The organism is Pelagicoccus sp. SDUM812003, assembly GCF_031127815.1.
In the GTDB taxonomy this organism is placed as follows: domain Bacteria; phylum Verrucomicrobiota; class Verrucomicrobiia; order Opitutales; family Opitutaceae; genus Pelagicoccus.
The window spans coordinates 506,078-530,217 of the sequence record NZ_JARXHY010000003.1 but is presented as its reverse complement, the minus strand read 5'-3'; the positions used below and the strand labels follow the sequence as shown (position 1 = coordinate 530,217).

General features: G+C 58.5%; 20 protein-coding genes and 1 other RNA gene. 11 read left to right on the top strand and 10 right to left on the bottom strand.

The annotated features are described in order from the left end of the window. Positions 1-653: 653 nt before the first annotated feature. Both QEH54_RS06675 and ssrA read right to left on the bottom strand, forming a co-directional pair. Positions 654-1,889 carry a site-specific integrase gene (locus QEH54_RS06675; RefSeq protein WP_309017870.1) on the bottom strand — a complete coding sequence of 412 codons (1,236 nt, stop codon included), beginning with the start codon at positions 1,887-1,889 and terminating at the stop codon, positions 654-656. A 67-nt stretch (positions 1,890-1,956) separates the two neighbouring features. Then, positions 1,957-2,317, bottom strand: a transfer-messenger RNA (tmRNA) gene (gene ssrA, locus QEH54_RS06670). 239 nt (positions 2,318-2,556) lie between these two features. Here ssrA and QEH54_RS06665 point away from each other — a divergent pair. Next, entirely contained in the window at positions 2,557-4,677 is a 2,121-nt protein-coding gene (locus tag QEH54_RS06665; protein WP_309017869.1) for a DUF455 family protein, read from the top strand. 155 nt (positions 4,678-4,832) lie between these two features. After that, a complete protein-coding gene (locus tag QEH54_RS06660) occupies positions 4,833-7,247 on the top strand; it encodes a PKD domain-containing protein (RefSeq protein ID WP_309017868.1) in 2,415 nt (804 codons plus the stop codon). A 50-nt stretch (positions 7,248-7,297) separates the two neighbouring features. Here the strand turns inward: QEH54_RS06660 and QEH54_RS06655 are convergent, their stop codons facing one another. Together QEH54_RS06655 and QEH54_RS06650 are read right to left on the bottom strand one after the other, a co-directional pair. Further along, a complete protein-coding gene (locus QEH54_RS06655) occupies positions 7,298-7,735 on the bottom strand; it encodes a YchJ family metal-binding protein (protein ID WP_309017867.1) in 438 nt (145 codons plus the stop codon). Positions 7,736-7,876: 141 nt separating this feature from the next. After that, entirely contained in the window at positions 7,877-9,010 is a 1,134-nt protein-coding gene (locus QEH54_RS06650) for a right-handed parallel beta-helix repeat-containing protein (protein WP_309017866.1), read from the bottom strand. 269 nt (positions 9,011-9,279) lie between these two features. Between QEH54_RS06650 and QEH54_RS06645 the strand changes: the two genes are divergently transcribed. Further along, on the top strand, positions 9,280-9,774 hold the full coding sequence (locus QEH54_RS06645; RefSeq protein WP_309017865.1) for a hypothetical protein: 495 nt from the start codon (positions 9,280-9,282) through the stop codon (positions 9,772-9,774). 100 nt (positions 9,775-9,874) lie between these two features. On the opposite strand, the gene QEH54_RS06640 is transcribed toward QEH54_RS06645, so the two are convergent. After that, positions 9,875-11,488, bottom strand: coding sequence for a response regulator (locus tag QEH54_RS06640; RefSeq protein ID WP_309017864.1), 1,614 nt, complete (start codon positions 11,486-11,488; stop codon positions 9,875-9,877). Positions 11,489-11,765: 277 nt separating this feature from the next. Here QEH54_RS06640 and larE point away from each other — a divergent pair, with 277 nt between their 5' ends. From larE to QEH54_RS06620, 4 genes are all read left to right on the top strand, one after another. Further along, positions 11,766-12,578, top strand: coding sequence for an ATP-dependent sacrificial sulfur transferase LarE (gene larE, locus QEH54_RS06635; RefSeq protein WP_309017863.1), 813 nt, complete (start codon positions 11,766-11,768; stop codon positions 12,576-12,578). Continuing rightward, positions 12,575-13,240 (top strand): nickel pincer cofactor biosynthesis protein LarB, encoded by a 666-nt coding sequence (gene larB, locus QEH54_RS06630; protein WP_309017862.1) that lies wholly within the window; start codon positions 12,575-12,577, stop codon positions 13,238-13,240. Before larE ends, larB begins: the two co-directional genes overlap by 4 nt. A gap of 67 nt (positions 13,241-13,307) precedes the next feature. Further along, positions 13,308-14,513: a nickel pincer cofactor biosynthesis protein LarC gene (larC, locus tag QEH54_RS06625; RefSeq protein WP_309017861.1), complete on the top strand. Its 1,206-nt coding sequence runs from the start codon at positions 13,308-13,310 to the stop codon at positions 14,511-14,513. Positions 14,514-14,538: 25 nt separating this feature from the next. Further along, positions 14,539-14,727, top strand: a complete 189-nt coding sequence (locus QEH54_RS06620) for a hypothetical protein (RefSeq protein ID WP_309017860.1) — start codon at positions 14,539-14,541, stop codon at positions 14,725-14,727. A 137-nt stretch (positions 14,728-14,864) separates the two neighbouring features. On the opposite strand, the gene QEH54_RS06615 is transcribed toward QEH54_RS06620, so the two are convergent. Both QEH54_RS06615 and QEH54_RS06610 read right to left on the bottom strand, forming a co-directional pair. Beyond that, on the bottom strand, positions 14,865-16,037 hold the full coding sequence (locus QEH54_RS06615; RefSeq protein ID WP_309017859.1) for an MFS transporter: 1,173 nt from the start codon (positions 16,035-16,037) through the stop codon (positions 14,865-14,867). A gap of 91 nt (positions 16,038-16,128) precedes the next feature. Further along, the gene (locus tag QEH54_RS06610) at positions 16,129-17,019 is read right to left on the bottom strand and encodes a LysR substrate-binding domain-containing protein (protein WP_309017858.1); all 891 of its coding nucleotides are present in this window, start codon (positions 17,017-17,019) and stop codon (positions 16,129-16,131) included. A gap of 82 nt (positions 17,020-17,101) precedes the next feature. On the opposite strand from QEH54_RS06610, the gene QEH54_RS06605 reads away from it, so the two are divergent. The 3 genes from QEH54_RS06605 to QEH54_RS06595 all read left to right on the top strand — a co-directional run bounded on the left by QEH54_RS06605 (position 17,102) and on the right by QEH54_RS06595 (position 19,828). Next, positions 17,102-18,583, top strand: coding sequence for a catalase (locus QEH54_RS06605; protein WP_309017857.1), 1,482 nt, complete (start codon positions 17,102-17,104; stop codon positions 18,581-18,583). A gap of 156 nt (positions 18,584-18,739) precedes the next feature. Then, positions 18,740-19,192: an ankyrin repeat domain-containing protein gene (locus tag QEH54_RS06600; RefSeq protein WP_309017856.1), complete on the top strand. Its 453-nt coding sequence runs from the start codon at positions 18,740-18,742 to the stop codon at positions 19,190-19,192. A gap of 141 nt (positions 19,193-19,333) precedes the next feature. Next, on the top strand, positions 19,334-19,828 hold the full coding sequence (locus QEH54_RS06595; RefSeq protein WP_309017855.1) for a hypothetical protein: 495 nt from the start codon (positions 19,334-19,336) through the stop codon (positions 19,826-19,828). Positions 19,829-19,833: 5 nt separating this feature from the next. On the opposite strand, the gene QEH54_RS06590 is transcribed toward QEH54_RS06595, so the two are convergent. Then, positions 19,834-20,895, bottom strand: a complete 1,062-nt coding sequence (locus QEH54_RS06590; RefSeq protein ID WP_309017854.1) for a PA0069 family radical SAM protein — start codon at positions 20,893-20,895, stop codon at positions 19,834-19,836. A gap of 232 nt (positions 20,896-21,127) precedes the next feature. On the opposite strand from QEH54_RS06590, the gene QEH54_RS06585 reads away from it, so the two are divergent. Further along, complete coding sequence (locus QEH54_RS06585) at positions 21,128-21,895, top strand: radical SAM protein (RefSeq protein WP_309017853.1); 768 nt, start codon at positions 21,128-21,130, stop codon at positions 21,893-21,895. A gap of 31 nt (positions 21,896-21,926) precedes the next feature. Here the strand turns inward: QEH54_RS06585 and QEH54_RS06580 are convergent, their stop codons facing one another. Both QEH54_RS06580 and QEH54_RS06575 read right to left on the bottom strand, forming a co-directional pair. Next, complete coding sequence (locus QEH54_RS06580; protein WP_309017852.1) at positions 21,927-22,655, bottom strand: SDR family oxidoreductase; 729 nt, start codon at positions 22,653-22,655, stop codon at positions 21,927-21,929. Between the two features lie 14 nt (positions 22,656-22,669). Further along, positions 22,670-24,139, bottom strand: a complete 1,470-nt coding sequence (locus QEH54_RS06575; RefSeq protein ID WP_309017851.1) for a M56 family metallopeptidase — start codon at positions 24,137-24,139, stop codon at positions 22,670-22,672. Between the last annotated feature and the right edge of the window lies 1 nt (position 24,140).

The following is a 24,140-nucleotide window of genomic DNA, read 5'->3' as shown; positions in this document are numbered from 1 at the left end:
AGAGGCAGCCAACCCGCCCTCTTCGTCCGTTCCGATCGCTGAAACCCTGACCGAAGCGAGCCTCTGGAGAATCCGAAGGATAGCAGCGTGGACCGTCGTACCCTGATCGAGACGGCATCCAACTTCCGTTTTGCTAAACCCTAGCAGTCATCATATAGATGGAATCAAGGCTAGCGTCCAGTTCGGTTCGGGAGAAAATTCCCGCAGGGTATCCATCGCGGAAATACAGCGATGGACAGGCTGGTCGCGCAAAACAGTGGATACGCTCGTCGCAGGGCGTTACATACCATATTACTTAGACGGCCCCCGAAAGGTCGTCGACCCGATTGAAATGGTCCAGCACATTCGGAAGCACAACCGGGTAGAGCTAGCTGACGGTAAGCTGCCAAGCTGGCTACTCGATCAACTTAGATTGCGAGACAGTCAGGTGGGAGAGTTTCCGTACATCGGGTTGAGAGATTTGGCCCGGAAAGAAGTTGGTCTCAATGCTGACGCAAAAACCGAGGATGCCCACTACCAAGCACGCTATCGCGAGATCCGGAATAGATCGATACCGCACTACAGGCTCAAAGGGATGATCTTAGTCGACCCTTTCGAAATCGAACAATATGAAAACAAGGTCCAACGGGTTGAGTCGATGGCCGAGCTGTACGCTAGGCAGGCATCTTGACGGGACGGATCGCCCAAAACAGATCGGCTTGAGTATCTGATACGCGGCGCATGTAGTGTTTGCGGATGGTAGCCTCGCTATCGCCTGCCTGCAAAGCGGTCTCGGCAATCGATCCGGAGATTTTGACGTGATAACTGCAATAGCTGTGACGCAGACCGTCGTGCGGCACTTTGACCGGGCACCCCTCCCGAAATTTCTTTAGCAGGTATCGAAGGTATGATCTTCTATCCTTTGCGTTCGACGCCGGCGGAACTCGTGGCACGATCGGGTATTTGCTCATCGGGTACGTTTCAAAAAACGAGCGGAGAGCCGGTTGGATGACAACATCTCGAAATGAACCTGTTTTCGAATTCTGTTCGGTCACCTCAATGGTGCCACGCTCTACCGAAAACAATTCTTCAACTTTCGGGTCGAGTCCCTCATCAGCAAGCTCACCGTCGACATCTGGCCTGATTCCACCGAAGAGAGCTGTGGCGATGAAGTTGACTAAAACACCGCCGCGAAAGTTTTCCGCGTACTCCATCAATTCGGCTGCCTGTTCAGCCGTGATGATTTCCCTGCGTGGTTTCTTCGTTTTTGCACGCTCAACATCATCCGTCGGTATCGCGTGCTTTGAAATGTATTTCCTTTCTGTATACGCTGCCCAGCGAAAAAAGGCACCCAAGTTCGATATCACGTTGTTTCTGCTCTTGGCCTCCTTGAGCTCTCGAGTAGCGAGAAACGCTTGAATGTCCTTCGTTGTGACTTGGTGGACTTTCACGCTCGTCCGCCTTTTTTCCTCAAAGGAATCCAACAGGCCATCCAGCAAGTTGGCGTAGTCTCGATATTGCCTTTTGCTCAAGCCCATCTTTGCCGCCTTGAACTCGCGAACCGCCGAGATCAGGTCCTTCTCCACGATGTTAGGATTGTAAGACTCGAAGAGTTTGTGGACAGCCCAGGAAAGCGACTTGTCGGAAACGTGAGATCGCAGCTCCTTGATAGCGGACTCCGCGTCGGCTACCTCGGGGTCGGTGAGCGTGGTGTAGACCGCTTTGCGGCTTCCCATCGCATCACGGTGACGAGCTTCGAGAACGTCCTTGAAGGCGTTCGCCTTCCCCCATGTCCCGAAGCGCTTGCGAGTTGGTTCTTTTGCGTTGCCGACTCGACCATAGGCTTCGTAGCTTTTCTCGCCGTTAGGATGCACGATCTCCTTGACGTGGAACTTCCTTTTTCTGCCCATGAGGAGGCTTACTTTGCACGTTTTAAATGCGAAGTTAAGCGAAAACGGCTCTAAGCCGCATAAACAGTGGTGGAGGTGGCGGGAGTCGAACCCGCGTCCCCTAAACCTTCACATAAGGCGTCTACATGCTTGTTCTCGTTTTTGATCTCGCCTCTGGGTCGCGACGAAACCGCGCTACCTTCGAGGCCAGCCTCTCGATGAAGTACGGCCGAGGCGCAAGAGGCGCCCGTTCTCGGCTATGCTCGCTAGTCGTCGCCCCGAGCTGCCTAGCGAGTATCAGCAGTGGGACGTAGCCGCATTATTAAGCAGCTAGAGGCATTTCTTCATGTGTGCCATTTGTGTTTTTGATGGAGAGTTTTACGAGGCCAACCATCATCCTCGGCATGCAGCCAGACGCTCCAACTTAAGGTCGAATCCGGAACACCCCCATGAGCGAGCGTGGCTCGCGAATGATGAATTCAAAATGGCGAATCTTGAATTCGGATTTGAAATTTGGTTTGCCGCGTGAGCGGCGTCTTGACTGAGAGTCAAAGAACAGGAATCGAGCAACCTGACACTAGATCGCTAAAAATCAAGATTGTTCCTCAGGGCTCTCCTAGCCTTGGGCCATTCAAATCGAACCTTGCGGCATGATCGCTTCGGGGTCTTGTATCGGGCCCCCTTTTCGATGCCAGTTCAACTACAGGAGTTCGCGAAACAGGTGCTCTTCGGCACCACCATCGAGGAAAAGCTCAGCTTTCCGCGGGAGGAGATCATCGACACCAAGCCGGGGGCTGCCATCAAGACGCCGGGCGAGCTCACCCGGCCTTCCCACCTCGCGTTGCGGGAAGACGGGGTGAAAGCGAACCATCCCAGCCAGGCGAAACTCGTCGACGAGCGCGAACGAGGCCGTCTGCTGCACTTCTTTGGAAACCATGAGCTGCTGGCCACTGAGCTCATGGCTCTGGCTATCCTGAAGTTTCCCGACGCCCCTGCCAGCTTCCGCCGCGGACTCTTGGAAACGCTGAAGGACGAGCAGATCCACACCCGCATCTACATGCACCGCATGAAGCAATGCGGCGTGGAGTTCGGGGAGCTGCCGCTTAGCGACTACTTCTGGAAGAGCGTCTCCAGCATGGAGGATCCACTCGACTACGTGACGCGCCTTTCGCTGACCTTCGAGCAAGCGAATCTGGACTACTCGCGCGAGTACGGACGGATCTTCGACCAAGTGGGCGACAAGGCCACCGCCAACATTCTCGACCGCATCTACCGCGACGAGATCGATCACGTGGGCTTCGGCCTCAAATGGTTTCGCAAATGGAAAGCGGCAGGCAAGAGCGATTGGGAGGCCTACCGCGAACGTCTCGTTTTTCCCCTGTCTCCGTCACGAGCCAAGGGCAACCCTTTCAACGCGGACGGGCGCCGCGAAGTCGGATTCGATCCGTGTTTCATTCGCGAGATGCAAGTCTTTAACCAATCGCGTGGCCGCACTCCGGACGTGTATTGGTTTAACCCTGACGCGGAACGCTACGCCGCAGCGGACCAAGGAACTCCGTCAGAGGTGGAGCTATCGAGTGTGCAGAGAGACCTCGAATTTCTACCGGCTTATTTGGCCCGCCAAGACGATCTTCTGATCACAAGCGCCCAGCCTAGCGTCGCGTTTCTGCAAAGGCTCCAAGACTTGGGTTTCACACTGCCAGAGATCCAAATAGTCGATACAAGCAAGTCTCCGCTCCGTGCTCCCGCGCTTGATCGCAAGCTCGGAGTTCTCCGCCCATGGGCCTGGGCTCCGGATAGCATCTCCTTTTTGACGCCAACGTTCCCCGCGCTCTCCCGCCCCGTAGAAGTTGACTCGTGTTGGACGGAGGCCCTTCGCAGACTGTACTCGAAATCGTGGAGCAGCGAGTGGGGACGCTCTCTCGCCTCGAGGGAAACCGCGCTTGATTGGCTAGCCCCTTGCGAAGTCTACGGGCATACGGTATTCTCGCTTGAGGAAGTCGAGGACCGATGGGAACAGTTGCAATGCCAAGGCTATCGCGATCTGGTCTGCAAAGCCCCGTTCGGAACCGCAGCCAATGCTATGCGACGGCTCGCCTGTGGCGAACCTATCCCTCAGTCGACAGGTAATTGGCTGGAGAACACGCTCGCCGAACAAGGATCCCTCGTGGTCGAGCCGTGGCTCGATCGCGTATTCGATTTCTCGTTACAACTCGAAATGCGAGGAAGCAGACTCGACACGGTGGGCTTCACTCGACTGATAAACAATGCGCGTGGACAGTTCCAAGGCATCGTCCTGAACGCCTTTACCCATGGGCTCGACAAGGAGATCGTTCGCTTCCTCATGCAGCGAGAGCGTGGCAAACCAAGGGTCTACCAATGGTATGAGGCGTCGCTCAATCCCCTCCTTTCCGATGAACTGATTTCCGCGAATTTCCAAGGTCCTATCGGAATAGACGCCTTCGTCTATCGGGAACACGACGGGCGGTTGAGGCTTAAAAGCGTAGTGGAAGTGAATCCGCGAGTCACCATGGGACGCATCGCTCTGGAAGCCGGTCGGCACATCGCACCCAACTCCGCCGGGCTTTTTCAAATCGTCACACGGACCCAGCTCAAAAAGAGCGGAGCGAAGGGTTTGATCGACTACGCCAGATCCCTCGAAACCGAACATCCGACCGTCAAATCGCAAGCGCATCCCGATCGAATCCGAACCGGAACGATCCCGCTCACCGATCCCAGCCATGCTCAGCAGTTTCTCGCCCTCCTGCATGTACGAAAGCAAGCCAGCGAACTTCCTATCACCCTCTGAGAGTTCACGTCCCGACACAGGCAAAACGCTCGTCCAAGAACAGGATACGAAAGCGAACGAAACGCTTGAAAAACTTGATGGCATTTTTACGCGAAAGCCTATTTCTCCTCAAATCTCGTCCTCACTCGGAAAAAGAGAAGGCCGATAGATGAGGCATGTTTCGCTCCGTTTCTCTATTGCTGAGTTTCGCCCTCTTCGTACCCGCGCTCGAAGCGCGTCCTACTCCGATCGCAAGCCTCGTCGGATTTGAAGAAAACCAAACAGCCGTCGGCACCGCCCCTTTCACCATCCATGTTCACGGACTGGATTCGATCCTCGATAGCGGCACCATAGAGACGACTCGCTTCTCTTGGGACTTCGGAGATTCAGGCGCCGACTTCAACACCTTGCTTAGCTGGGGTGGCGCTCATACCTTTGATACACCTGGCGTTTACACCATCACTCTGAACGTGACTCAGGACGATGGCCAGACGGCGATCGCCACACGCCAAGTCACGGTGATGGGAGACAACCGCCAGCGCATTTACGTTTCCGCAGAGGGCGACGATGGAAACGATGGCTTGAGCTTCAGCGCTCCAGTGAGAAGTCCCGCCCGTATCCAAGAACTCCTCACAAGCGACCAAGCGATCCTATTTCACAGAGGTCAGCAACACGACTTTTCCCTGTCCCAGCTCTCGCTCGTGGGACTGCAAAACGTGCTTATTGGGGCCTACGGCGAGGGCGATCGTCCCGTCCTCTACGGACCGGACCTCATCAGCGAGAGCGCTCCCACCGCTATCAGCATCGACGAATCCCAAGGGATCACGGTGCAGGACCTAGTCTTCTCCTCACCCTCGACCCCGCAATGGCCCGAAGACGCCGATCTTTTCAAAGGCGTGGCTACCACTGGCGAAACGACTCAAAACATCACGGTGCGCAGGTGCCATTTTGGAAACGTCGGATTCTCCACTCAATTGACCTCGGACCACGTCACTGGCGTGCGCCCCTCCGGGTACCTCATGCAGGGAAACACCGCGGGACTAGTAGGTCGCTACCTGTTGTATGGATCTGGCTACAATATCACGCTCTTGGACAACGAGACCGAGGGCACCTACGCGGGACATTCAGCACGACTTTTCGGGGAGAGAATATTCGTCCTGTTCAATCGATTCGAAACCAACTCCGCGCATCTGCAACGGCGCGAATCGGAAGGACAAGCGGCAGGTTTCGCCGTCGATCTAGTGGACGGGCGCTACGCCTACCTCGGCGACAACGATCTCAACAACGCCGTGTTCGTCGGGTACGAGACGCACCTTGGCATTTCAGCCTGGAGAAACGCGGTGATCGCTCGCAACCGCTTCACACGGGCGGCGTATCACTACTTTCCGACCATTCGCATCATGCCCGACTCGGACGACGTACACATACGCGCCAACCTCTTTTTAGGCGAACAAAACGGGATCCGGATGGAGCAGCCCGGAGCAGGCGTCGACGGCTACGACAATCGCGTCGGCAGCGTCTGGATCACCCACAACACCGTCATTTACGAGGGAACCGCGGGCGAATTCCTGAACATCTCAGGCAACCCGGCGGAAACCGAACGCTACACCATCGCCAACAATCTCATCGTAGCGCCGAACTTCGCGGGACAATCGATCCAAAGCTGGGATCCGAATTTCATCGTCGCCGACGAACCGCTGGCGAACGTCTCATTTCACGGAAACCGATGGCAGACCCCCGCGTCCGGCATGCCATTCCGCATCGCTGGCGAATTCCTCTCGCCCTCAGCCTGGCTCGAGCGGCCGGAAGTCGAAAACGACGCCTTCCACAGCCTCGAACTAGCGGACCTGAACGGCTTTCACGCGCCGGAGCCAACGATCGAGCAGAGTCTTCTCACCGAATCCATACCTTGGATACGAGACGATTTCCATCAACTGCCGGTAGACCATGAGTCCGTCCTCGCCGGGGCGCTGCAAGCGGGAAGCGCTCCCGTGGCCTTCCACTACGAATCCGACGAGATCGATGGCATCGCCACTCTGAGCGGCCAACTGACGCTTCACATCAGCCCTCGAGCGGGTCTCGCGATTGACGACACCTTAACCGTGCTCGAAGCGTCTGGGATCGAGGGGAGATTCGCAAACCCGCACGACATGCTCTTCGAGTCTCCAGACCTCTTCTATGTATTCAAAATCGAATACACTGATACGACAGTCACCCTGACTCCACGCGAACCAGGCAGAGCGTCGGACGGCACTCCGAACTGGTGGCTTCAAGAGCATTTCCTGACCACCACCCTTTCCGACACGGATGGCGATGGATTCGACGAAAGACAGGAGTATCTTTCGGATACAAACCCGCTCGACTCGCGAAGCTTTCTACCCGCTCCCGAAATCGCCTTCGGAGGAAGCGCGCTCTCGATCTCCTGGCCAGACTGCGCCACCCGACAACAATGGCTGCAACAGGCGACCACGCCAAAGGCGGAGATCTGGGAAACGGTTCCGGAAACGCCCACCCGAGTGGGAGACGCCTGGGAAGTCAGATTGGATAGCTCCGACCGTCGCTTCTTCAGGCTGGTCAGAAGCGAGTTTTGAGCCGGTCGACTCGGATCAAGCGCCGTTGCCCTTGCCCCCCGGCTGCCCGTTCAGAGGTCCTCACCATCGACATATTTCCATGCGCCTTGATAGCGCTTGAAGCGCGAACGTTCGTGCATGGCGCAGGGCTTGCCATCGAGCAGGTAGTGGGCGACGAATTCCACTTTGCCTTGCTTGTCGCCCTTTCGCCCCTGGCTAGTGGACAGCACGCTCAGCGAAGTCCAAACGGGATCATCGATACCTTCAGCAAGCTCCTGACGCAGGTGAGCCCCGCGCGATGAGGGGAAGGTCGTCTCGAACAGGTAGTCCACCTTTCGCAAGGCGAAGGCGCTGTAGCGCGAGCGCATGAGCTGCTCCGCGGTTTCCGGCGAGGCGCTACCCTGGTGATAAGGACCGCAGCACGACGCGTACGGCGTTTCAGTTCCGCAGGGGCAGGATTTATCCGCGTATTCGCACGACTGCGACTGTTTAGGATTCGGTGCGCTCATTTTCCAAGACTGAAACGAAACGCTGGGCAAAAAGCGAACGCTTCCTTCGCGACGTCCGCCGCTTCAGGCAACTCCTCGAGAAAACAAGCGAGAACGGCGTTGGGAAAAAAAACGCTACCCGCATCGGCGGCCTAGAGCAACTCAACCGCCGCTGAGCTCATGAAAGCTCGAGATCGCTTGATAGACGCGATCGTAAACCGGGTCCCGCGTCACGTCGTCGACCGCCAACTCGGCTTCGCCAGTGGAACTCCAGGCCTCGTTTACCAACCGCAAAGTCGAACCCGCGGTGGAAACATCTTTTCGTCCAGAGGCATCGTTCGCCTCGAAGCGCGCCAAGAGGAGGCGGTTTCGCGACGACTGCTGTTCGGTGACCGATCCAATGCGCACGCCGCCGTTGTTGCGAGCGAGGCTGCACGAAGCGATGTCCGTATCGAATACGCCGCGTTCATTTTCGTCGTGGGCGAGGAAAAACGCCCAGTTGCCCGAGTCCTCGATGCGGCACTGGAAGAAAACCAGGCGCTCGCTGTGACGAGCGAAGACGCCGACGTCGTGATTGCCCAGCAGCTCGCAGCCCATGAAGAGCGAGTCGACGAAGGCGTTGTCCAAGCTGATGCCTGCGCCCAGATTGTTTCGCATCACGCAGTCCACCGTGAAAACCTTGGCGCTGTCGTAGTAGGCCACGCCGTCAAAGTAGTTGTCTTCGAATACGCAGTCGCGCACCAGGATATCGCGGCAACGCCAGCTGATGACCAGACCGCCCGAGCGGTTGCTGTTGCTGGTGACGCGCTCGACCACCAGATCCGTCACCACTCGCACGTCGATGCCGTTGTTGCGTATCCACGGAAGCTTACGGTCATACTCGCTGCGCTGCTTTTCCCGATTCCCGTCGATCGACAAATCGGATATGCGAATGCCGTGGATACGTTCCTCGTCGAGCGGGTAATCGCGCTGCGACCCCACCGCCACGACCGGACGCTGCGCACCATTGGCCAAGCGCAGGGTGACCTGCCCCTCGCCTTTCAGCGCCACGTTCGAGCGATTGATGTGAAAGCTGTCCTTTAGCTTGTACTCTCCGGCGGCGATCGTGACCAGCACCGCCGCGGCGTCGCTAGCGTTCATGGCCTTTTCCACCCGCTTGAAGTCGCGGTTGGAATCGATGCGAAACTCGACGAGATTCGCCGGAGCGGCGCCGAGGAAAACGATTAAGCTGAGGGCCGCGAACACGCTGCCGAGCAGTCGAGCGCAAGGATTCCGGAAGAAATTGTCACGTTTCATCGATTATGTTGAGTGGGGGTTCTAATATCCACCATAACATCGACTGGCGCCATCTTTCTCGTATCGAAATCTGCAATTTACCAGAAGCCCCTAGCGTTTCAGCAGGCGTTTCCCTGCTATTCCCCGTGACGCCTCCGACCATGAGCCACGCGACATAAGGTGTTCTACTCACCACGCCTCGAAGGGATCTACGGATCGCCACAAGCGAGCCCTAGTGTTGACAAGCCACCGAGCACCGGTTCGCGTGCAGGGAGCGACTTCATCGAGCGATGATTCCCACCAACAACAGGCTGTCCTACGCAAACGGATACCTCGATCTTGGCATGATCGAGGAAGCTAGCCATGAGCTGGACGCGATCGACGATTCCGATCGCCTGTCCCCCAGCGTGCTCGCCATGCGCTCGCGTCTTTATCTGGAGATGGCAAACTGGGAGTTGCTGGAGGCGGTGAGCGAGAAGCTGTGCGAGCTCGATCCCAAGCAAGTGGTGGGCTGGGTTCACTGGGCCTACGCCCTGCGGGAGATGGACCGAAACCAGGAAGCGAAGCGCGTCGCCCAGATCGGCCTCCGCTCGCATCCCAAATGCGCCGTGCTCTGGTTCAACCTCGCATGCTATTGCTCCTTGCTCGGCGAGCTCGAAGTCGCTTCCTCGCATTTGGACAAAGCCATCGCTCTGGACGAGGGCTTCGAATCCGAAGCGGTGGACGACCCCGATCTGGCCAACCTATGGGATTGGCTAAGAAGCAAGGGCGAGAGCGACGAATAAGGGCGGGACGATCGGCGAGCAAAGGGGCTGCGAGACGCCACCCTCGAAAAACGCCTTTCGCGGGCGGGCAGAAATTTACCCCATTCGAAACGCAAAGCCTTTAACCCTGCGTCTGCTGGTAGGCGGCTCTGAGCAAGGCTCGAAGATCCTCTATTTCGATCGGTTTGGCCAGAAGGGCGGAAAATCCGGCCTCCTCGCAACGGCGCTCGACATCGCCGGTGACCGAAGCGGTGATAGCGGCGACGTAGGGCCGAGGCTTTCCCGAATCCAGCTGCTTGTCCCGAATCATTTCAGCGGTCTCGAATCCGTCCAAGTCCGGCATGCGCACGTCCATGAAGATCGCGTCAAAGGCTTGCTCGTCCGACAGGGACAGGGCTTGGGCTCCGCTCTCGGCCTGTCGCGCCACGTACCCGAGCTTTTCAAAAGTCGCCATGAGAAAGGTGCGCACCAGCTCGTTGTCCTCCACCACCAGGATGGACAGGGGGAAGCGCTCTGCGAAACCGGGATCCGTAGGGTCCTGTGGCCAGGCCTCGCTTCCGAGCAGCTCCTCCCGCTCGCCGCAAGCGATGGTGAAACGGAAGTCCGAGCCGACGCCGACCTTGCTTTCCACCCGAATCGCGCCTCCGAGCAGCTTCACCAGGCGCTTGCAGATGGCCAAACCCAGCCCTGTGCCCTGATAGCGGCGACTGTAGGAGGAGTCGACCTGAGTGAAGGTCTCGAAAATGGAGTCTAGGGCCTGCGAAGCGATGCCGATCCCGGTGTCTATCACCCGAAATTCGATCAGGCGGTCGTTGAGCTTGCGGGCGCAGATTCTCACCTCCCCCTGCTCGGTGAACTTCATGGCGTTTCCCACCAGATTCATCATCACCTGACGCACCCGCCTGGCGTCGGAAACGAGCTCGCGCGGCAGCTTGGGATCGATATCGACCGCCAGCCGAACCCCCTTCTCCCTCGCGTCGAAGGCCACCGCGGAGAGGACCGAGGCGATCAGATCGCGCGGGCTGAACCGCTCGAAAGTCAACTGCACGCTGCCCGCCTCGATCCGACTGATATCGAGCACGTCGCTGATCAGATCCAACTGGCTCTCCGCGCACTGGCGCATCATGTTGAGCAACTCGATCGCTTGCGGATCGGAGTTGAAGTTGCGCAGCAGATTGATGCCTCCCAGAATGCCGTTCATGGGGGTGCGAAACTCGTGGCTCATCACCGCGAGAAAATCGCTCTTCGCTTTGCTGGCCGCTTCGGCCTTTCGCTTGGCCGCCTCCAACTCGGCCAACATGCGGTGCCGCTCGATGGAATGATGCATCGTTCGCTCCAGCAGATCGCTGTTGAGAATGTCCTTTCCCAGAAAGTCCTGGGCTCCGTTCTGCATGGCCAAGGCCGCGACCTGCTCGTCGTTGGAGTCGCTCAGCACCACGATCGGGCAATGGCAGCGGTCACGCATCTCGACCAGAGCGGAGACGTTAAGAGAATCGGCTTGGCCCAGATCGAGCAGCAATATGTCGTAGCCGCCGCTCTCCAGCGCCTCGAAGGCGGAGCTCACGTCCCCGCAGCGACGCAGGCTGAACTTCGAGCCAGCCTTGCGAGTCGCCAAGGCCTCGAACAGCTCGGAGCCCTTTCCCTTCGACTCCGTCAGCAGCAAGACGCGACATTCCGGCGACCGTTCGCTCACCACCCATTTCCCCCTTGTTTCAGTCCTTTTCGTCTTCAACATCCCTCGTTCGCTCCTCCCGAGCTTGCCTTTCCCAGACGAGGCTTGGCGCTTTCCCAACGTCCATCGCCAGAGCCACCATTCAGTAGAAACGCAGAATTTCGAATTTCGCAAAGCGGATCCGTAGATTTCCTGAAACGCGATCTACGGGCTACCTAAGCATCCGCCTGAGTCGCTGCCATTCTTTAGCAATAGCCAATCAATCCGCCTCGTCATACGTGAAAGCCTTTGCGCTGAATTCCGCCGTTGGCCAGCGTTCACCTGCCTACTTCTCCACGCGATGACCACGCAAGACACGCTCACTCGCCTCGAACGCTGGTTCTCCCAGCTCGAAGGATCCATAACCGCCTTCTCCGGCGGGGTCGATTCGACGCTCGTCCTGAAGCTGTCACGCGACTTCCTCGGGCCCGAACGAGCGATCGGCTGCATCTCGGACTCTCCCAGCCTGAAACGTCGCGACCTGGAGGAAGCGAAAACGTTCTGCCGACGCTTCGACATCCAGCTGGAGATCATCCACACCCGCGAGCTGGACGACCGCAACTACGCAAGCAACCCCTCCAATCGCTGCTTCGCTTGCAAGTCCCACCTCTATCAGGACCTCGGCGAACTGCAGCGACGCTTCCCCACGCGCACGATACTGAACGGCACCAACGCGGACGACCTGGGAGACTATCGTCCCGGTCTCAAAGCCGCCGCCGACCACGCCATCCGCTCTCCCCTCTCGGAATGCGGCGTCGACAAGCAGACCGTTCGCCAACTCGCTCGTCACCTCGAATTGCCCAACTGGGACAAGCCGGCGAGCCCCTGCCTCAGCTCCCGAATCCCCTACGGTTCTCCCGTCACCAGAGGCAAACTACAGCAGATCGAAACCGCTGAAAGCGTACTGGAACGCTACGGCTTCACCGATGGGCGCGTGCGCCACTTTGGAACGGAAGCGAAGATCGAAGTGCCGTTCGAGCAAATAGAGGCGCTGACCTCGCGCCTGGACAGGATTTCCGCCGCCCTGCGCGCTTTGGGCTTCGAAACCATCAGCGTGGACCGAGAAGGATTCGTATCCGGAAAACTGAACAGAGCCCTTTCCTCAAACGCATGAGCGACTCTTTCAATCTCGACTTCGACCGCACGAGGCGACTCGGTTTTCCCGAGGTGATCTACGGAGCAAGCAAACCGGTGGACGCTCTCGCTGGCATCCTGGACGCTTATCGGCAACGCCAGCTGCCAGCTTTGGTCACGAAGATGCAACCGGAAAAGGCGAAGGTGCTGAAACGGCATTTTCCCGACAGTCTCTACGACGAGGCCTCCGGAGCCTTCCTGCTGGATGCCTCGCAAGCCAAGCCAAGCGGCGAACCGCAGATCGGTATCCTCTCCGCGGGTACATCGGACGTGCCTATCGTCAACGAGGCCTACTACACCCTGTCCTTCCTCAACGTCGCCAGCGAACGCATCAACGACATCGGCATCGCTGGCATTCATCGCTTGCTCGATAGGGTCGAATCGCTGAAACGCTTCAGGGCGCTGATCGTCGTCGCCGGTTTCGAGGGAGCGCTACCCACCGCTGTCGGCGGACTTCTGCCGCAGCCCATCATCGCAGTTCCAGCTTCGGTCGGATACGGAGTCGCCGCCGGCGGCCACGTCGCCCTCAACACCATGCTCGCCAGCTGCGCCAACGGCATCACGGTGGTCAACATAGACAACGGCTACGGAGCCGCCATGGCAGCCTACCGCATCCTAAGGCTCGTCGACGGGGCGTCCTGACGCCTGACACGCATCGCTTGACCCATGCCCGACGCTACCATAGCTAAGCCCTAGACAATCACTCCGAATGGAACGCACGCTCTACATCGAACCGTTTTCCGGCGTGGCCGGTGACATGTTTCTCAGCGCGCTCTGCGCCTTGACGGAGGCGTATCCACTCATCGAATCGCTCCCGGAAAAGCTCGGGCTGCCGGACGGCAAAATCGAGTTCCAAGAACTCAACAAAAACGGGATCGTCTGCACGCATATCAAGATCGTCGATACAGGAGCGAACCACCACTCGCATTCACATCAAGACCACGCGCATCATCATGGCAACCACCGGCACCTGAGCGACATCGTCTCGCTGATCGAAAACGGTCGCATATCGGAAAACGCCAAGCGGATCGCCAAGGAGATCTTCACTATCATCGGCGAATCCGAATCACGGATACATGGCATCCCAATCGAAACGATCCATTTTCATGAGGTCAGCGGGGTGGACTCCATTCTCGACATCGTGGGCTGCGCCGTGCTCATCGACCAACTGGAGATCACGCGCAGCTACTGCGACCCTATCTGCGTCGGGTCAGGCTCGGTCCAGACCCAGCACGGACTGCTCCCAGTACCCGCTCCCGCCACCGCCGACATCCTGCGCGGCATGCCCACCTTCAAAGGGGACGAAACGGGCGAGCGCTGCACGCCTACCGGAGCGGCCATACTGAAGTTCCTCGCGCCCCGATTCGAAAGCTGCCCTTTGCCCGCCACGCGCATCGCCTACGGGCCGGGCCAAAAGACCTTTCGAGCCGCCAACGTGCTGAGGCTATCCCTTTGCGAATCAGACGCGGCGGAGCCGGGAAACGATCGCATCTGGGTCATCGAAACCAACATCGACGACATGTCGCCTGAAGAGCTCGGCTGCGACTTCCAGGACGCGCTGCTGGCGGCCGGGGCGGTCGACGTTGTCCTCACCCCAGCGCAAATGAAAAAAGGGCGCCCGGCCGTTTCCCTGAGCGCCTTGGCGCCGGAACCAGTGCGGGAACGAGTCATCGATTTCATCCTCGAAAACACCAGCTCCATCGGTCTGCGCTACTATTCGGCGCGGCGCCGCGTTCTACAGCGGAGAAAAATTGAAATTGATACCGAGCTCGGTACGCTTCTAGCTAAAGAAACAATCAGGCCCTCAGGGAGGAAAACCGTGAAAGCGGAATACGAATCCCTCAAAGCCCTCGCTCAAAAGCACTCGCTTTCCCTGGCGGAAACGCGACGCTTGCTCGACGAGCGCTCGTCCTAGTCCTACGATCGAAACCCACATCTTCATGAAAAACCTCATCAAACTCTTCGCTCCCTTTTTCCTGGCCAGCTCGCTGTTCGCCCACAGCAACGCCCTGCCTCACACCCACGAAGGATCGCACACCAACTGGTTGCCCGCAATGGTCTGCCTGCTCGCTCTGGCAGCCGTGGTCGGCTTCACCCTTTCCTTTCGCAAGGCCCGCAAGAGCCGCTAAGCGAAGACCAAAGGACGCAAACTAACGCTTTTCCAAGATACGAAGGCCCGCCTCCAACACAAGGAGGCGGGCCTTTTGCGCGCCCGCTCCCAACAAGCGGTTTCGAAATCTCGAAATGCGCCCTCAGTCAAGCAGCCTCAGGACGCGGTCCGCAGCGACCTGCTGCGTCCTATCAGCACGCCCGCCACCAGCAGCAGAGGAGCGCAGCTGAACAACATGGCGCTCCAGCCGAAACTGAACAGGAACCAGCCCGCCGACAGCGAAGCGACCGCTTGGCTGCCGAAGACGCACAGATCGTTGGCCGCCTGAGCTCGAAAGCGTTCGCTGGGTTGATAGCTCAAAGGTAGAAGCGCCGTACCGCTAGCGAAGAGGAAGTTCCAGCCGACCCCAAGCACCACCAGAGCCGCCCAGAAATGCACGAGACGCTGTCCTTGCGTTCCCACTACGACCACCACCGCGTAGGCCACCACACCTGCGATCATCAGCTTGCGGGCTCCATAGCGCTTCATCAGCCAGCCGCTAAACAAACTGGGAAGAAACATCGCGAGAATGTGGCTCTGGATCACGCGCTTGGTATCGGTCAACGTGAATCCACAAAGTTCATACATATTGATCGGCGTAGCGGTCATGATGAAACTCATCACGATATAGCTCACCGCCGCCGTTCCAGCCGCCACCATAAACGCAGGCGATCGAACGATCTCCTTCATGGGTCGCCCTCTCGGCTCCGAGAGCGAGGCGCTTTGCGGCGTTTCATGATAAAGTGAATACAGCAGAACCGCAGCTAGGATCACTCCCCCCTGCACTGCGAAGGATCCAGCGAAGCCATGGGGGGATTCGATCAGATCCCGCCCGAACGCCCCGATCTCCGGCCCCAGGACCGCGGCTACCAATCCTCCAGTCATGAATGCGGAAATCGCCGGACCGTAGTTGCTCGGATCGGACACGCTCTCGAGGGCCGCAAATCGGAATTGCTGACCGAACGCCACCGCGGCGCCCATGCAGAGAGAGGCCGCGAGCAACAACGGAAAAACGGCTTCCTTGGCAGCGATATAGCCGAGGGCGCAAGCGACCAGCCCGGCGGCGAATCCGAAGTATCCGCCTCGCTTGCGCCCGAAGCGGCGGTTTATCATGGCTGCGGGCACGGCGGAGCAAGCCGTGCCCACCACTACGAGCGCCACCGGCAGCGTGGCCAGCTTCTCGTCAGGAGCGATGCGGGCGCTGAGCAACCCGCTAACCAGCACCATCATCGGCACTGAGCACATGGCCAAGGCTTGGCAGCCAGCGAGCACCCACACGTTGGCTGGCAAAGTCGCAAAAGGGAGTCGGTTCACCCCAGCCAAAAAACCGTTTCCCAAGTCCGACACAACGATGATCGCTCGCTCACCCGAGAATCGCCCCTCAGACTACGCCGTCCACGCGACGGCGCAAGCGGATTACAAACTCCTGAGCAGCGAGGCTTAACTTACCCCCTCGCTTCTTCAGGAAACCGATCATTCGCCTAGGAGGCTGCCCTGAAAAACTCAGGTACTCCAAATCGCTCCCCCTGCTCTCACGGACCGCCATTTCCGGCACCACCGCCACGCCGAGCCCGGCCGCCACCAGCGAGAGCTGAGTCGGCAACTGCTCGCAAACCAATGCGTTCTCATCGCCCCGTCGGCTGCACAGCTGCTCGGTTTGATCCCGCAGACAGTTTCCTTCGCTCAGCAAGATCAGCTCCTGGTCCTGCAGATGCCTGACGCTGAGATCCGTCACGCCACACAAAGGATGAGCGTTGGGTACCGCCAACAAAAGGGCTTCTTCAAACAAGCGGGCCAAATGCAGCGAGTACTTTTTCAGCGAGCTCGCCTCCACGTCGCTGACGATGGCAAACTCGATCTCTCCCGAGACCACCTCCTTCACCAGCTGGGAAGTGCGCGACTCCCGCACCACGAGACTGATCTTGGGATAGCTCTGTCGAAACGCCTGCAGCAGCGGCGGCAACAGATAGGGCGCCATGGTCGGAATGATGCCCAGTCTGACCTCGCCGCTGAGCAGCTGCTCGCGCATCCGAAATTTCGATACAACCGCCTCCTGCTCCTCCACGATGCGCAACGCGCTCTCCAGAAGCAGCTTTCCGGAATCGCTGAGCTCCACCGCCTTCGGCTTGCGAATGAACAAGGCCTCCCCCAGCTCCTCCTCCAAGCGCCCGATCTGATAGCTCAGCGAAGGCTGCGTCATGTGACAAGCCTTGGCGGCTCGCGTGAAGTTTCGCTCGCGGGCCACGGCGATAAAACATCTCAGCTGCGTCATCTCCATAGATTTTGTCTATAAGGCAGATCTAGTTATTCGATTTTTCTAAATCGTCAACTCGTGATACGATCTGCCTAGTCCCATGAACAAGACACCTAAACTTACGACGACCGCCGGCAATCCTATCGCCGACAACCAGAATTCCCTCTCCGCCGGACCGCGCGGACCGCTTCTGATGCAGGACTACCAGCTGATCGAGAAGCTCGCCCATCAAAACCGGGAGCGCATCCCCGAGCGCGTGGTGCACGCCAAAGGCTGGGGCGCCTTCGGGACCTTCACCGTCACCAACGACATCACGAAGTACACTCGCGCCAGCATCTTTTCCGAGGTGGGCAAGCGGACAGAGCTGGTGGCCCGCTTCAGTACAGTGGCCGGCGAGCTTGGGGCAGCGGACGCGGAGCGCGACGTGCGAGGCTTCGCTCTGAAATTCTACACCGACGAGGGAAACTGGGACTTGGTGGGCAACAATACACCCGTCTTCTTCGTGCGCGATCCCTACAAGTTTCCCGACTTCATCCACACCCAAAAGCGGCATCCCAAGACGCACCTTCGTTCCGCCACCGCCGCATGGGACTTCTGGTCGCTCTCGCCGGAAAGCCTCCACCAGGTCACCATACTGATGAGCGATCGAGGCATTCCCACCGCCCCGATGTTCATGAACGGCTACGGCTCGCACACCTACAGCTTCTGGAACGAAGCGGGCGAACGCCACTGGGTGAAGTTTCATTTCAAGACCCAGCAAGGCCACAAGCACCTGACCAACGAGGAAGCCGAAGCCGTGGTGGGAAAGACCCGAGAAAGCTATCAGGAAGCCCTCTTCGGAGCGATCGAGAACAAGGACTATCCGAAGTGGACCGTCTGCGTCCAGATCATGCCGGAAAAGGACGCAGAGAAAACGCCCTACAATCCCTTCGACCTGACCAAGGTCTGGCCCCACGGGGACTACCCGCTCATCGAAGTCGGCGTCATGGAGCTCAACCGCAACGCGGGAAACTACTTCACCGAAATCGAAATGGCGGCGTACTCGCCCTCGAACATCGTGCCCGGCATTGGCCACTCGCCTGACAAAATGCTGCAGGCTCGCGTCTTTTCCTACGCAGACGCCCACCGCTACCGGCTAGGCACTCACTACGAAGCCTTGCCAGTGAACCGGCCCAAGAACGAGGTCAACCACTACCACAAAGACGGAGCCATGCGCTTCTTCCAAAACGACGCCGGAAATCCAGACCTCTACTACGAGCCAAACTCCTTCGGAGGCCCGGCCGAGGATCCTTCCTACGCCGAACCGCCGCTGGGCATCTCCGGCGACGCGGACCGCTACGATCATCGCGAAGGCAACGACGACTACACTCAGCCCGGAAACCTGTATCGACTCTTCAACGACAGCCAACGCGATCGCTTGCACCGCAATATCGCCTCGGCCATGCAAGGCGTCCCGGAAAACATCGTTCGTCGCCAGCTCAACCATTTCCACCGAGCCGACCCTGCCTACGCTCAAGGCGTGGCACGCGCTCTAGGAATAGAGTTCGAACCGGATGACGAGCTCGCGTCCCTCGGGGCATAGCACGGCCTTCCGGAAAAAAAGCCTTGAATGAGCGAGCGGGGGCGAAGGCTCTCTCGCTGGCCTCCTTTCATCGCGCCGGATGGGTGCGCCACGTTGAGTCCCGCCGCTGAGGATCGGCGGGGCTCATAATCCACTGCGCAAAACGATTCCATGACCATGACTACTGCTCAAACAGAATCCCTTAGCCAGGACGAGCTCGAACGCTACCGCGAGCTGCAAGACCTCGCGATCCAACTTGCCCGTACCGGAGAATCGGATACACTCGACAGCATGCTCGCCGCTGGCATGCCAGTGAACTTGCAGGACCCAAAGGGAAACTCGTTGCTCATGCTGGCGAGCTACAATGGGAACGTGGATACGACGAGAACGATCCTGCAGCGGGGCGCGGACCCCAACTTGCGAAACGACCGAGGGCAAACACCGCTAGGCGGCGCCGCCTTTAAGGGCTACCTGGAAATCATGCAGGTCTTGATCGACGCGGGAGCCGACGTCAACGCTGACAACGGAGGCGGAAAAACGCCCCTTTTCTTCGCCACCTTGTTTGGCCGCTTGAAAGCGAGAAAGCTCCTGAAGAGCGCCGGAGCGAGACTTTGGAATCGGTCATCGTAACAGGTTTTTAACTACATCTCCCGAAGTCCGCTTCTCCAGCGAAGACACGTATCGTCGCTCCCCCCTGAACCAGATCCCAATAGCCCAAGCGTGGAAAAATCGATGCTTGCGGTCGCACGGCAAGCCATAGCTAATGAACGCATGCGCACCAAACCCTTTGCCCTAATCCTAGTCGCCGCCTCCCTCTCTGCTACCGCGATCAACGCCAAAAGCGCTGAGGAGGAAATCCTCGCGGAGCTCAGAGCTTTGCGCGTCCAGATCGAAGCCTTGGAAGCCCGCGTCGCCGAGCTGGAGAACCAACCGGCTCCTCTGGCTCCCGAAAACGCGGAGCGCGAAGGCAACCAACGCAAGTGGTTCGACTACATGAACGTGGAACTGAAAAAGGCGGAGATCCGGGCCAGCGGCCCGTGGACCAAAGCGTCAACCTGGAAACTGATAAAAAAGGGCATGGACGCAGCGGACGTGATCGCCGCTCTCGGCGAACCGACCGACCGAAAATTTTCCGTGCGCAAGGATACGGACGAGATCTTCTACTACCGAGGTGATCTGGACGGAAGCGGGGAGCAGGTCGAAGGCGAAGTGCGCATCTACAAAGACAAGGTGCGGCGCTTCGTCGTGCCGGATTTTCCGGAGTAACGTCGCTATAGACCCAGCTCGAGTTGGGGCGATAGCGGCCTTCTGAAATCCGCAACGCTTAAGTCCGGCGGACCAGCGGCCAGCCCCGCCTTGCGACGGCTAACCTCAAAGAGCTGCCTTATCTGATCAGCGAAAATGCCGCTTCCACGAAAGCGCTCGCCAAACGTCGAGCGGTTCAACTGGCCGTCTCTCAAATCGCGAAGTCGATCTTCGATCCGCTGACGCTTGCTCGGATACAGGCGCTCCACCCAATCGAAAAAGATGTCCTTAACCCCAAGCGGCAGACGCAGCAGGATGTAGCTCGCATAGCTAGCCCCCGCCTGCTTGGCCGCCTTCAGGATGGCCGGAATTTCATGGTCGTTTAGACCAGGTATCACTGGAGCGATCAGGATTCCCACCGGCACCTCCATGGACGCGAAAGCCGAAATCATTTCAAGTCGACCTTTTGGCGAACTGGTGCGCGGCTCCATCTTGCGGGCGAGTTCAGCATCCAAGCTGTTTAAGGAAACCGTCACGTGGCAAAGATCCCTTCGGGCAAGTTCCCCGTAGATTTCCAAGTCACGCGCAGCTAGGCGATTCTTTGTCACCACGCCCACCGGATTGCGAAAGTCCAGCAGCACCTGAAGGCAGGCCCTCGTCAGGCCAAAGCGCTTTTCGATGGGTTGATAGGGATCGGTCACGCCACTCATGGCGACAAGCTGCGGTCGCCACATGCTAGAGCTCAGCTCCTCCTTCAACAAAGCGGCCGCCCGACGCTTCACCATGATTTTGGTCTCGAAATCCAACCCCGCGGAAAATCCCAGGTACTCGTGAAAGGGTCGAGCGTAACAGTACGAGCAGCCATGCTCGCAGCCGCGATAGGGATTTACGCTGGCGTCGAATGGTATGTCGGGACTGCTGTTGTAGCTGATGATGCTCTCCGAGGCGTCCTCGTAAAACGTGGTGGTCAGCGCTGGCTCGTCATCCTGCAAACCCGTTTCGACCCGCTCGACCAGAAACGGCTCGAATCGGTTGGCAGGGTTCGTCGAGGCACCTCGGCCTCTCAAGCTGCGAGCGGGGGCATCCATAGACGAATACCCTACTCAACCCCTCGCTAGACTCAACCCATTTCGACAACTAAATGTGTATCCCATTTATAAATACACGAAAAACTTCTCGCGTTAGCCTCCCTACTTGAAGGCATAACGCGACAAAATTCCCTCGGCACGATCTCGATAGAAATTTGCTATCCATGGCCCGAACGCTATAGTCGACACTCCACTGGCGCATCTGCGACAGCCGAACTGTTTTTACGAGACGATGGAAAGGGCATACGACAGGGAGCTATCCGAGTCAGCACGATCATCCGTCATCGGTTTTCCGAATGGCATCGCTACAGTGACCTTCACCCAAGGCTGCAACTTGCGCTGCCCTTGGTGCTACCACAAAGGCGTCGATGGCGAGGTCTTGCCGTGCCGCTCCACGGATTTCGATGGAGAAGCCTGCCTTCGTTCCCTGGCTCAGCGCAAGGACAGACTGCGCGGGGTCTCGCTAAGCGGTTGCGAACCGCTGCTTCAACCGCGATTGCCGGAGTTTATCGCCAAGATCAAGGACCTCGGGCTTCTTGTTAAAATCGATACCAACGGCACCCTCCCCCATCGACTCAAGCATCTGCTGGATCGCAAGCTGCTCGACTATGTCGCTCTAGAGATAAAAGCGCCCATTGACGACGCGGGCGCCTACAGTTTCGCCGGTGGCGGACTGATCGACATCTCCCGGCTCCGCGATTCGGTGGACTTGCTCTGTCAGGCCGCCCCGTGCGGAGAGTTTCGCACCACACTCGCTCCTAGCTTCCACAAGATCGGCCTGCTTCGCCGCATCGTGCGATCCCTCCCCAACGACCTGCCGCACTGTTTCGAGATCCTGAATCCCAAAAACGCAAAAAGCGGCTACTGGAAACAGCTGTATCCAGTTTCCGATGACCTGCTACGCGAAATGATAAACCAGCTTCGCTGGGAGTTCCCCGGACACAGCCTTCTGATCAGAAGCAAAAGCGGTTCAGCCTATCGCTCGGCCGACGCAAGGTAGCGGCGCTCCAGTATCGAAAACGTGAGCAGGACTAGTCTTCGTAAATCATCTTGCGCGTCATTCCACCGTCCACCACGAAATCCTGACCCGTGACGAAGCCGCTTACCTCTCCCGCTAAATACGCCACCAGATCGGCGACGTCTTTAGGAGTCCCCACCCGGCCGACGAGATGCTGGCTGTGATCGCTGGCCGAGAGCTCCTCCCCCTCTCCTACGTGTATCCATCCTGGAGATACAGAGTTCACCCTCACTTCCGGACCTAAGCTCGTGGCCAGAGCATGAGTCAAGGCGACCAGGCCGCCTTTGGAGGCGGAATAGGCGAAGGTGTTCGGTTCCGACATTCTGGCCCGCGTCGAGGCGATCATCACCACGCTGCCCCGTCGGCGTTGCAACCCGACGCATGCGTGCTTCGCGCAAAGGAACGGTCCCGTCAGGTTGACCGAAAGCACCCGAGTCCAGTCGTCGAGCGAAAGCTCCTGCAAAGGAGCGCGCCGTGGCGAGGCGATCCCGGCATTGCATACCAAGGCGTCGATTCCACCCGCCGACTCCAAAACCCAAGCCATCGACTCCTCGACGTTTCGTTCGACACTCACATCGCAATGGCGCCATCGAACGTTCGCAAGCGCTTGCTCCAGCAAAGCACCCTTCTCGTCATCGAGGCCTAAAACGAAAACGGCGCAACCATCGCGAACGAAACGTTCCACGATGCCGCGTCCGATTCCTCTCTCGCCGCCGGTGACAACGATTGCCCGTTGATCCATAGGCGCGATGGGGGCTAAAGCTTCGGTCTACCGCTTGGGGTCAGCACCTCGAACGACTCTATCCAAACGCCGGCGCCTCCCGATGCCGTGAGTCCGTATTCCAACTCCACCGCGGTATAGGCCAAGCGAATCGGCACCTCCACGCGCTGCAACCGCGTTTCATCCGTCGACGAACCGATCCGCCGCTCGTTCGCGATCACGAACCCGTTCTGGTTCTTGATGTTGACCCAGAAGTTCTGACTCTCGCTCGAGGCGTTCACGCTGTAGGAGACACGGACCAGGACTTCCTGTCCTTGAAACTCCGATACATCTACTTGTTGAATCCAGCTTTGCGGCGTGCGCAGATGAGCGGAGTTCAGTCCGAGGTCGAGGTCGCCATAGCGGTTCTCCCTGTCTTGAACGAAAAGCAGAGGCCCCGCGAAGCGCGTCAGTCCCAGGAGGCGCTCGCCTTCTCTCTCGGACTCGGCTTCGCCCGTGATCGAATACACGAACGACACCCCGAAAAGGCTCAAGCCCAACGCGAGACAAAGCGCGGTCGGTCGGCGCGGGGCAGCGATGAGGTGAATGCGGTCCTTCAAGGCGCTGGAGCGACGGTTTCCCAACAGACAAAGGGCGCCTGCTGGAGAAACGGAAACGCCGCGCGAGCGCTTCATCACCTGCAGCAGGGTCAAACCATATTGCTTGACCGTAGTGATGCTTTCGGTGTTCACCACGTCCGCATCGCAGGCCTGCTCCATGGAGATCTTAAACTGACGGAAAACCAGCCAAACGAGCGGGTTGTACCAGTGCACGAAACAGATCAGTAGAAGCAGGTGGTGAAGAAAAAGGTCGCCCCGGCGGTAGTGCGTGAGCTCGTGCAGCAATACGCAGCGGATCTCCTCGTCGCTGAGATCCTCGGCGCAGAAACGCGGGATGACGACTCGCGGGTTGAAGATCCCTGCGATTCCTGGCGTCTTCACATCGTCCGATACCAGCAGCGGCACGTTGGCATGGATGCCGAAGCGACGCCGCGTGTCCTTGAAGATCTCATACAAACGACCGGAGTTGTGCCGCTCCGCCCGAGCGAAGAATCGATGCAGCTGCACGGCGTTTTTCAAAAGACCGCCTAGAAAGAAAACAAAGCCGAGCACCCAAAGCGTGACCAAAGCGTTTTCCCAAGAGAACCCGACCAGGCTGCTCTTCACCAGCTCGTCCTGGGTGCGGAAGGCCGGCAGCACCGTCTCGCCTAAACCGGCGTCCACCACGCCGCTTCGCAGCGCGTTCACCCAAGTGGAGGGCTGAAGGCTTTCGTTCAGGTTGAAGATGCTTCCGCTAAACGGCAGAGCCAAGGGAAACGAGAGGCGCAGCACCAGCAAGGCCCACGCGAGGCAGAGCAGCTTGGGCGAAACCCAGCGACGAAGGAGCGGCACCGCGACCAGCAAAAGAACGCTGAGCAAAGCGAAACGCACCGAGGCGTCCCAGAAAGACCAGAATAAGTCAGCCATG